This is a genomic window from Vibrio rotiferianus CAIM 577 = LMG 21460 (genome assembly GCF_002741985.1).
Taxonomy (GTDB): Bacteria; Pseudomonadota; Gammaproteobacteria; order Enterobacterales; family Vibrionaceae; genus Vibrio; species Vibrio rotiferianus.
Window position 1 is genome coordinate 1 of record NZ_APHW01000099.1, and the last position, 10,333, is coordinate 10,333.

The window sequence follows — 10,333 nt, forward strand, 5'->3', positions numbered from 1 at the left end:
ATTAAACGGCTTTGTTGCTCGTAAATTGACTAACCAATCTCCGAACACTTTTCCTGTTGTTTCTATCCTAGATAGCACGGACCTCGCTCCATGTATAAATAGAGCGCGAAGGTGTTTGTTCCCTCGTTTACTCATGCCTAATAACTTTGATTTGCCACCCGTTGAATACTGCCTAGGAACGAGTCCTAGCCATGCGGCCATCTCGCGACCTCCACCAAAGTTTGAAGGAGAACTGATATTGGCCACACACAGCGTTGCTGTTAAATCACCAATACCAGGAATACTCTTTAAAAGTTCGGCATTTTCATTAATCGCTTTCAGTTTTCTATCTTGAATAGATACTTGCTCATTTAGGTATTTATAGTGCGCATGAATCGAGAGCAACTCAGCGACCAGACTCTGTGGTAGCTTTATATCTTGCTCGGCCAACCACTGAAATAACGCTTTCATCTTGGCATGGCCTTTAGGAAAACTCAGCCCGAACTCAAGTAGTATTGCTCCAATTCGGCTCATACAAGCCGTTCGTTCTTTGATATAGCCATCCCTCACTCGATGGATAGCTGCGATTACTTGAGCTTCCTCTGACTTGGCAGAGACAAATCTCATGCTTGGTCGACTCGCTGCTTCTGCTATCGCAGCAGCATCAATAAAGTCGTTCTTGTTACCTTTGACGTAAGGTTTTACATATTGAGGCGGGACAAGTCGAACTCGATGTCCATAGGCTTCACACTTTCTCGCAAGCCAGTGAGCACCACCACAGGCTTCAAAAGCGATGATGGTAGGTTCAAGTACAGATAAGAAACGGAGTAGTTGGCTTCGACTAAACTTACGGCGAATAACGTCTTTGCCAGTGTGATTGTTGCCAACCGCATGAAAGCAGTGCTTGCCTAAATCGATACCTAAGATGTGAATGGTAGACATATGGTTCACCTCGTTCTGAGAGCCTACTCTAAGCGTAGGGCTTGAGAGTGAGGCGGACCATATAATTAGCCCCGTTAGTCTTAACTCTAACGGGGCTTTATGGTTATTTATCTTTAACTATCAATTAGCTGAAGCAAGCTGCGCTGTTACTCTTCGACGTTGTAGCCAAATCACAACACCAAACAACACCATTGCTGGAATCCACATCCACTCTTTACGATAACGCTCAACTGGCACACGCACATCGACAATCTGTTGGTCGAACTGCAATCCTGCCGCCTCTGCTGGGCTAGCAAAGCTAACGATATCAATCAGAGTTTGTTCACCTTGCTGATAAGTCGCTATGCCAAGTGCGTCTAGCTTATCTTGTCCGGTTTCCCCTTCAGGAACCGAAAGCAGCACCGAGAACTCTCGCATCTTACCGACCGCATCTTCACCGCTGATGCGCATTCTGAGTACACCGCCCTCTTCGAGCGGCTCAAGCGTTTGTGCCAACTGGGAAGGATTGCTCGATTGGTACGGATCCACCACCATGTCGATCCAGAACCCTGGACGGAACAAGGTAAATGCTACGAGCAGCAGCAACGCGCCTTCGTACCAACGGTTACGAGTCAGGAACCAACCTTGCGTCGCAGCAGCGAATATCAACATCGCAATAGTAGAGATAACAAAGATGGCGATACCGTGCGCCCAATCGACATCAATCAACAATAAATCCGTATTGAAGATAAACAGGAACGGCAAAGCCGCGGTTCTCAAACTGTAGTAAAACGCGGTTAAGCCCGTCTTGATTGGATCCCCTTTCGACACCGCCGCAGCAGCAAACGAAGCCAGACCCACTGGCGGCGTTACATCCGCCATGATGCCGAAGTAAAACACAAACAAGTGCACCGCAATCAACGGTACGATCAACCCATGTTGTTGACCTAGCGTGACGATAACAGGCGCCAACAAACTTGATACCACAATGTAGTTCGCCGTGGTTGGTAAGCCCATGCCTAGAATCAAGCTCAATACCGCCGTGAGCATCAGCATGAGTAGCAAGTTGCCCATCGACAGCATCTCAACCAAATCAGCCAATACTAAGCCAACCCCCGTTTGCGATACCGCACCAACAATTACGCCTGCGGTGGCGGTCGCGATGCCAATGCCGATCATATTGCGCGCGCCAGCAATCAAGCCTTCACGCAAATCGATACAACCGTCTTTGAAGTTACCGTAATCGTGTTTGCCGTCTTTACGCATCCAAGTCAGCAGAGGACGTTGAGTCAGAACGATCACCACCAGAATCACGCTGCCCCAAAAAGCAGACAACCCTGGAGACAGGCGCTCGATCATCAAACACCACACCAAAACCACCACAGGCAGTAGGTAATGCAAGCCAGAGAGTAAGACTGCGCGTGTATTTGGTAACCGTTCTAGTGGAGCATCTGGGTCTTCTTCTGCTAGCGGCTCATTACTTGAGGCGACTTTTAGCAGTGCCAAGTAAACCGTAGCCAGAATTAACGCCATCCCAGATAATACAAAGTCACCCAATACTGGCTTCAACCATCCTAAGCCATAGTAGACCGCCATCGACAAACCAGAAATCAACGCGGCACCAAATGCAAAGCCCGTGAGTCTTGCTAACCAAGGTTTAGAGCGTGCAGCATCAATTGGCTGCATGCCCAATTTGAGCGCTTCTAGATGAACAATATAAAGCAGTGCGATGTAAGAAATCGCCGCAGGTAAAAAGGCGTGCTTGATGATCTCAACATAAGGAATGCCGACGTATTCCACCATCAAAAACGCCGCAGCGCCCATAACAGGTGGCATGATTTGCCCATTCACCGATGACGCAACTTCCACTGCACCGGCTTTCTCTGCAGAGAAGCCCACTTTGCGCATCATAGGAATAGTGAACGTGCCCGTGGTCACGACGTTGGCAATCGACGAGCCCGAAATCAAACCCGTTAAGCCCGAGGCAACGACGGCCGCTTTTGCAGGGCCACCACGCAAGTGCCCCAACATGCTAAATGCCAATTGAATGAAGTAGTGCCCTGCTCCAGCGCGTTCCAACAACGCACCAAACAGAACAAACAAGAATACAAAGCTGGTCGATACACCAAGTGCAATACCAAACACACCTTCTGTAGTGATCCACTGGTGGTTAGCCAACGCATCCAACTGCACGCCGCGATGGGACAATAAACCCGGCATGTATGGGCCTGCCAAGCTGTAGCCGATAAACACCAACGCAATCACAGGCAATGCTGGGCCCAATACTCGACGCGCCGCTTCTAAAAGCAGAGGCAAACCAATCAATGCGGTAATAAAGTCTTCAGTGGTTAAGCTGCCCGGACGTTGTGCTAGTGCTTCGTACATAACAAACAAGTACAGCGAAGAGGCACAAGCAATCAAACCCAACATGATGTCAAAGGCAGGAACACGATCGCGCGGGGAGCGCTTAAAAGCCGGGAAGACAAGGAAGGCAAGCAACAAGGCAAAGCCAAGGTGAATGGCGCGCGTTTCGGTGTCGTTCATCACACCGAAACCGACAATAAATGGCAGCGGAGACGCTATCCAAAGTTGAAACAAAGACCATAGTAACGCCAAGCCCGCAATCAGCTTTTCCATGATTCCGGTTGGCAGGCGAGCACCCACATCTTGGGCAATCAGTTCTTCTGCCGACAGCTCATTCGGATGCGTGTCAGCATGGGACGTGGAGATCGTCTTATCCATAATTTTCTCACAAACAACAGAGAAGCAAGCGCTGCGAATCCATCACAGCGCTTGCTAGAAATCGAAGATTACAACCAGCCGCGCTCTTTGTAGTAGCGCACCGCACCTTCATGCAATGGTGCAGACAGACCCACTTCAATCATTTCTGATTCTTTCAGGTCTTTAAATGCTGGATGTAGACGCTTGAAGCGGTCTAGGTTATCGAACACAGATTTCGTCAGTTGGTACACCAACTCAGGATCCGTCTCTGCTGTGGTTGAGAGCACCGCTTTGCCGCCGATAGATTGCGTATCATTTGGGTTACCACGGTACATTCCGCCCGGAATGATTGCTTTGGTGAAGTACGCACGCTCAGAAAGTAACTTGTCGATTTCAGGACCAGTCACTGGTACTAACACCGCATCCGTTGTGGTCGAGGCTTCTTGAATCGCGCCGTTTGGGTGGCCAACAAAGTAGCTCATTGCATCGATGTTGTTGTCACTCATTGCGGAAGCTTGTTCAGCTGGCTTCAGATCCGATACCAAGCTAAATACATCTTGCGACCAGCCTTTTGCTTGCATCACTTGTTCAAACGTATCGCGTTGACCAGAACCAGGGTTACCAATGTTGACGCGCTTGCCTTTCAAGTCGTCGAAATTGATGATGCCTGCGTCTTTACGCGCAAGAATAGTGAACACTTCACTTTGTAGTGAGAAAACGGCACGAATATCCGTCATTGGTTGGTTATTTTGGAAAGGAGCCACACCTTCTAGGGCTTTGTATTGGTGGTCTGACTGCATGATGCCAAAGTTATACTCGCCACTGCGCAAACCATTGACGTTTGCCACGCCACCACCACTGGCTGGTGCATTACATTTAATGCTGTGGTCTGCAGCACCACGGTTTACGAAACGGCAGATCGACTGTCCAGCGACGTAATAAACGCCCGTTTGACCACCGGTGCCGATAGTAATAAATTTCTCTGCTGCACTTATTTTCTCACTGTATGAGAACAGTGAAACTGCCGAAGCAAATACTGCAATGAGTGTGGTTCCTTTCATTTTAAGTTCTTCCTGTCTATCGATTGAAAAATAAAGATATTTTTCTCAGCTAAAGACAGCAAAACCGAAAAATACTCGTGTAAAAATTCCACGCTTCACGAGCAATTTTCCTTAGTCAGCTAATCCTTAGCTTCATTTTGTAATTTTTATTCCCGTATTCGATTAATATTTAACCGAGCACTTGCAATCGAATTTATCAGAACAAGTTCAAAACCTAGCTATAGTAAATTTTCGCTTTTCTCAACAATCGAGAATTAACAGAAAATTCATTTTTTAAGCGATACATTTACAAACAGGAAGATTGGTCGAATGAGAGAAAATAGGAAGGAAATGTTGCGCAAGAAAATGACATAAAAAAAGAGGGGCAATCCCCGCAACTGCCCCTAAAAGTCATGCCAATAATCTTATTGCTCTTTTACTACTGCTTTTTCTTAGAACTTGTAACCGCCACTGATCATGAATACCCAAGGGTTGATCTTCACATCAGTTTTTTGTGCTGCACCACCAAACTTGTACGTTGCTTCAGTTTCAATACTTGCATACCAGGCAGAAGCGTTTACAAACCACTTGTCATCAATCATGTAATCGACACCCACGTTAGCCGCTAGACCAAACGAGTCATCCAGTTTTAGATCTGTAAGACCTACATCTTTCGCTTTGCCGTTAAAGCCTTCATCGAAGAAGATGGTGTAGTTCAGACCGGCACCCACGTATGGGCGGAACTTGCTTTGTGCGTCGCCAAAGTAGTACTGAACCATTACGGTTGGTGGTAGGTGTTTAGTATCTGCAATATCACCCAAGCCAAGAAGGTCTGTTGAAATGTCGTGACTAAATGGAGTTGCTGCAAGCACCTCTAAGCTGATGTTGTCAGTAAACATGTAACCAAACGTCAAACCGAGCTGAGTGTTGGAATCCACTTTAAGCTCTTCTTGAGAGCCTAAGATCTTGTCACTGCTGTCATTTGGCACAACTGAAGCCGCACCGACACGTAACACAAAATCACCTTCTTTGTGAGCTAAAACTTGAGGTGATACTAGCGCAGCAACCACTGCTAGACTGCAGATTGTTTTTTTCATTGTTATTTCCTTTTGTAGGGCTTAATAGTTTTTATATTCTTGAGCTGCGCGCAATCTAGCACATAGAAACCCTACTTTTTTGATGGAAATCAATTTGTAAAAAATATCACTTTTTCGCATACAAAATCGCCATACTGATCAACAAATTATGCAAATAGGAAACAATCCTGTAATGCAAACTGTGAGTGTGAGAAGAGTGCGTCGCAGTTCTCACTCCCCCTCCTATATACGCCTCTGTATTCAACAAAACTATTTTCTCGATATGCTCGGATTATTTTCAAAAAACACCGCCCTCAAAAAGCCAGTTTGACCGCTTAAATTGGCGATTTTCGGCCTTTGTAAGGCATTGAAATACAACAAGTTATATTTATGGAAAATCAGTCACTTAGAGTGGTAGTCTGCTTCCATCGAGCAAAGAAAAGATAAAAAGCCATGATTAAGACCGATCTCACTTTCGAACACGAAGACTTCTCTCACCAAGATTTGCAAAACGCCACCTTTGAAAACTGCCGCTTTTATCAGTGCAATTTCGACCATGCCGATCTCAGTGATGCAAAGTTTATTGATTGTCGCTTTATCCAATCGAGCGACATAGAAGGCTGCAGTTTCCGCTATGCCAAACTCAAAGATGCAAGTTTCAGCAACTGTATGTTGGCCATGTCTCAGTTCAATGGTGCAGACTGCGTCGGCATCGAACTGCGTAAGTGTGATTTGAAAGGCGCAAACTTTCAAAGTGCTAACTTCGCTAATCGTGTCAGCAACACTGTGTTCTTTTGTATCGCTTACATTACGGGCTGTAACTTGGCTTACACCAACTTTGAGCGTGCATTAATCGAGAAATGCGACCTGTTTGAGAACCGATGGAACGGCGCCAATCTGATGGGCGCAAGCTTTAAAGGCTCTGACTTATCGAGAGGAGAATTCAGTCGAGAACAATGGGGCAGCTTTAATATAGAGGAGAGCGATCTTACCCACGTCGATTTAGAAGGCTTGGACATTCGCCGCGTCTCTTTATACGGTGCTAAGATCTGTGACTGGCAGCAAGAACAACTGCTCGCACCATTTGGATTGATCGTTATTTAGGAAGCATTATGAATCTGTTTAAAGACCTACCCAGTGATCTGAGTGAAGAAGTGTTTGAAGATTTACTCACACACAAACAGCTACGTATCGAGCGCATCGTCTCGAAGGGGCAAACCACGCCAGAGGATGAATGGTACGATCAAGAAGAACATGAATGGGTATTGGTTCTACAAGGCGCAGGCGAACTGACTTATGAAGATGGTTCTGTAAAACGTTTAGAGACGGGCGATCACGTCAACATTCCTGCCCATACCAAGCATCGCGTGAGCTGGACTGATCCCGAGCAAGAAACAATTTGGCTGGCGGTTTTCTACCGCTAGATTTTCGACTTCCGTGTTATTCCGAGGAACAAGTTAAGAAAAACGGGGGAAAGAAACACTAACTTTCCCCATGTGCGCAATAAAGGGTCTAGGTGAAGCGCAAAAGAAATTGAAGTCATGGCCTCTGAGCGAGTCTCCCAACTGTTACCCAGAAATAGATCTGACCATGACTTCAATAATTCATAAAAAACTATTGGATTGAGAGGGTGTTCTGTTTGCGGTTGTATTCAAATAGTTCGCGATGAGAGATAACATCATGACTCTGCCATCCATCATAAGCGCTGCTCCCTTTCTCAAGTCGTACAGCATCCCCATTTAGCTCAATGGAAATTTGTTCAAGCTGACTTTTTCCGTCAACTTCCTTGCTTTCAAAACGAAGTTGGTAAGAATCAGTCTCTTTGAAGTAATGCGCCCGGTATAGTTCACCAAAAATCTCCAGAGAAATCCCTTCAGGGTAAACGGCTAAAGCGATATCAGTATCGGATTCACTCAGATAGTATCCACTAATCCCTTTCCTAGACTCCAGGATATTTGCCGAGTATTGCAAATGTGCCACTTGATGACTTGTCGATACAACGAAGGCGTCAGGGGAAATACGCATCAGTTGATAGCCCATTATGGGAGCCGTTAACGTATCGCCAACTTCTGGAGCTAGCTGCCCTAAATGGACAAGATCTCTCGCATTGAAAGACCAGAGAATATTGGTCGTAATCTGATCAATCGTAAATGTAATTTTTCTCGATAGATTTTCAACTTCCCAACCTCGAACATCAAGGCTAATCGCATCGGTAATTGCAGTCGCGAGAAAATCCACCGATTGAATTTCGTATTCTGCTCTAGGGTCTTGAAAGTCGTCGAGTCTCTCTGTGGTAAAACCATCGTCATCACAACCGATCAAACCCAACACACATATAATGGAGAACAGCAGTTTTCGCATCCATTTCTACCCTATAACGAATTAAAACCGGACGGGAGTGTATCTGCTGAGCTCATATTGAGTTGTAAGCGTATGTAATGCCAATTATTACAAATGAGTAAAAGTAATTTTATAGTCGACGGGATTATCATTTCATTTAACACCAATATACTAGCCGCACTCCACAACAACCGAAGACGAATGATAACAATGAGCTGGTTTTTCTTACTTTTAGGCGTGGGCGCAGAAGCCTTTCACATGTTGCACTCAAAGCCACTGACGGTTTCAGTAAACCACTGCCTGCAACACTTGTTTTACTTGGTCACTTGGCAGCATTCGTCTGTTTAGCACAAGCAATGAAAGGCGGTATGCCCGTGGGTATTGTTCACGCACTGTGGGCTGGGTTGGCTATTGTGTCGGTGACCTTAATTTCTCAATTGGTGTACCGTCAGCATATGGACACCAGCCTTTGGATTGGCATGGCGCTTATCGCAGCGGGCGTGATGGTGATAAACTTCTCCCACGGACATGCACATTAAACTCTAAGGAAACAGATTGTCAGATTCTCGGAAGCCCGCTTTAGCACTGTTTGATTTTGATGGCACCATCACCGATGAGGATATGTTTAGCCTGTTCCTTCACTACTCGGTTTCTGGTCCACGCAAATGGCTGGGCAACATCTTGATCTCGCCATTTTATGCACTATACAAATCCGGGCTCCTCCCTGCGAAACGAATGCGCCCAATCGCCAGTTTTATCGCCTTTTCGGGACGAAAAGCCGACGACGTGAAAACATTAGGAGCGCGGTTTGCACGAGAAGTGATCGTTCAACACATTCGCCCCGAAGCCAGAGCCAAACTAGATTGGCATCATACTCAAGGTGATACTATCGTAGTCGTTTCTGCTTCACTTAACGCCTACTTAAAACCTTGGTGTGATACTCATGGTTATCACTTACTTTGCAGTGAGTTACTCAGTGGTAGCGAACGCATTACTGGCCTCTATCACAGTAGAGATTGCAGTCTGGAAAGAAAGGTAGAACGTGTTAAAGCGGCTTTTGACTTGAGCCAACATCAAGCTATCTACGCTTATGGTGATACCCATGAAGATATCCCCATGCTCAAATTGGCAGATCATGCCACGATGAATTGGCAACCTTGGTCCCAAAATAGCTCCGTCGGCTAAAACAAGAAACCCTTCTCACCAGAGAATAATGCTGATCGGTTTAGAGACTTGAATGATCTTGGGATCGTATGATAATCCCCACTAACAACGTTAGTGGGGATTTTTTATGTTTGCTCAAGAGTTGGTTTTGGCTCATGAAACGATAGAGGATGGTAAAAACTACGAATCTGTAGTTAATGCCATTCAACTTGAATGGATAGAGCAAGCTTTGCTTGATACATCTAAAGCAAGTATTAGGAGACGACGTTTACCGGCGCAACAAGCGGTTTGGCTTGTTATTTGGATGGGACTGCAGCGGAATAAATCAATTAAGGAAGTGTGTAGTTCTCTTGACTTAGCTCTTCAACCCGAACCTCAGAATACATGGTCTCGTGTTGCACCTAGTGTGCTAACTGACTCTAGGCGACGTTTAGATGAGGCGCCTCTTGCCGCTTTGTTTAAAACCTCTGTGGCGGCTTGGGAGAGCGACGCACTAGTAAAAGACAAGGTGCTAGGGCTAAGCATCATGGCGGTGGATGGTACAACTTTTCGTTGTCAAGATTCAGAAGACAATGCGCAAGCATTTGGATTCATTTCTCAAAAACATAAACCTTACCCTCAACTTCGCTTGGTCGGCCTGATGGCGACCGAGACACGCTTTATGATGGGGGCTGCATTCGATGCTTGTCAGGTTGGCGAGGCAACGTTAGCACGCAGATTATTAGCAGACGTGCCAGCCAACTCGCTAACATTGTTTGATCGTTGCTACTTTTCCGCCGACCTGTTGATATCGTGGAATGCAGCAGCCTCCAATAGTCACTGGCTAACCCCCGTAAAACGGAAATTAAGATATGAAGTTGTAGAGCACTTTGCTGAAAACGACATGCTTATTTCTATGCCTATCTCACCACAAGCTCAGCGTAATAACCCTAATTTACCGACTCATTGGCAGGCACGTCTCATCCTCTATAAAGACCCAAAAGGTGAAATTGAAGGCTTTATAACTTCCCTTGTTGACCCTAAGAAGTACTCATTAGAAGACTTATTAGCTGTCTATTGGCAACGCTGGGAAATAGAAGAAGGTTACGGTGA

General features: G+C 45.9%; 9 protein-coding genes and 1 pseudogene. 5 read left to right on the top strand and 5 right to left on the bottom strand.

From position 1 onward, the window contains the following. From B853_RS16950 to ompW, 4 genes are all read right to left on the bottom strand, one after another. A partial coding sequence (locus tag B853_RS16950; protein WP_211285386.1) for an IS110 family RNA-guided transposase occupies positions 1 to 921 on the bottom strand: 921 nt, incomplete at its 3' end. A gap of 120 nt (positions 922 to 1,041) precedes the next feature. Next, positions 1,042 to 3,642 carry a TRAP transporter permease gene (locus B853_RS16955; RefSeq protein WP_050569026.1) on the bottom strand — a complete coding sequence of 867 codons (2,601 nt, stop codon included), beginning with the start codon at positions 3,640 to 3,642 and terminating at the stop codon, positions 1,042 to 1,044. Between the two features lie 68 nt (positions 3,643 to 3,710). Beyond that, positions 3,711 to 4,682 carry a TAXI family TRAP transporter solute-binding subunit gene (locus B853_RS16960; RefSeq protein ID WP_038887732.1) on the bottom strand — a complete coding sequence of 324 codons (972 nt, stop codon included), beginning with the start codon at positions 4,680 to 4,682 and terminating at the stop codon, positions 3,711 to 3,713. A 431-nt stretch (positions 4,683 to 5,113) separates the two neighbouring features. Further along, complete coding sequence (ompW, locus tag B853_RS16965; protein WP_038887734.1) at positions 5,114 to 5,758, bottom strand: outer membrane protein OmpW; 645 nt, start codon at positions 5,756 to 5,758, stop codon at positions 5,114 to 5,116. A gap of 432 nt (positions 5,759 to 6,190) precedes the next feature. Between ompW and B853_RS16970 the strand changes: the two genes are divergently transcribed. Beyond that, complete coding sequence (locus tag B853_RS16970) at positions 6,191 to 6,841, top strand: Qnr family pentapeptide repeat protein (protein WP_038887736.1); 651 nt, start codon at positions 6,191 to 6,193, stop codon at positions 6,839 to 6,841. Positions 6,842 to 6,849: 8 nt separating this feature from the next. Continuing rightward, complete coding sequence (locus B853_RS16975) at positions 6,850 to 7,161, top strand: cupin domain-containing protein (protein ID WP_038887737.1); 312 nt, start codon at positions 6,850 to 6,852, stop codon at positions 7,159 to 7,161. A gap of 190 nt (positions 7,162 to 7,351) precedes the next feature. On the opposite strand, the gene B853_RS16980 is transcribed toward B853_RS16975, so the two are convergent. Next, the gene (locus B853_RS16980) at positions 7,352 to 8,098 is read right to left on the bottom strand and encodes a hypothetical protein (protein WP_038887738.1); all 747 of its coding nucleotides are present in this window, start codon (positions 8,096 to 8,098) and stop codon (positions 7,352 to 7,354) included. A 189-nt stretch (positions 8,099 to 8,287) separates the two neighbouring features. Between B853_RS16980 and B853_RS16985 the strand changes: the two are divergent. From B853_RS16985 to B853_RS16995, 3 genes and pseudogenes are all read left to right on the top strand, one after another. Beyond that, positions 8,288 to 8,616: pseudogene (locus tag B853_RS16985) on the top strand (DMT family transporter). Positions 8,617 to 8,632: 16 nt separating this feature from the next. Beyond that, positions 8,633 to 9,262 (top strand): HAD family hydrolase, encoded by a 630-nt coding sequence (locus B853_RS16990; RefSeq protein WP_038887740.1) that lies wholly within the window; start codon positions 8,633 to 8,635, stop codon positions 9,260 to 9,262. 106 nt (positions 9,263 to 9,368) lie between these two features. Next, a partial coding sequence (locus tag B853_RS16995) for an IS4 family transposase (RefSeq protein WP_128826960.1) occupies positions 9,369 to 10,333 on the top strand: 965 nt, incomplete at its 3' end.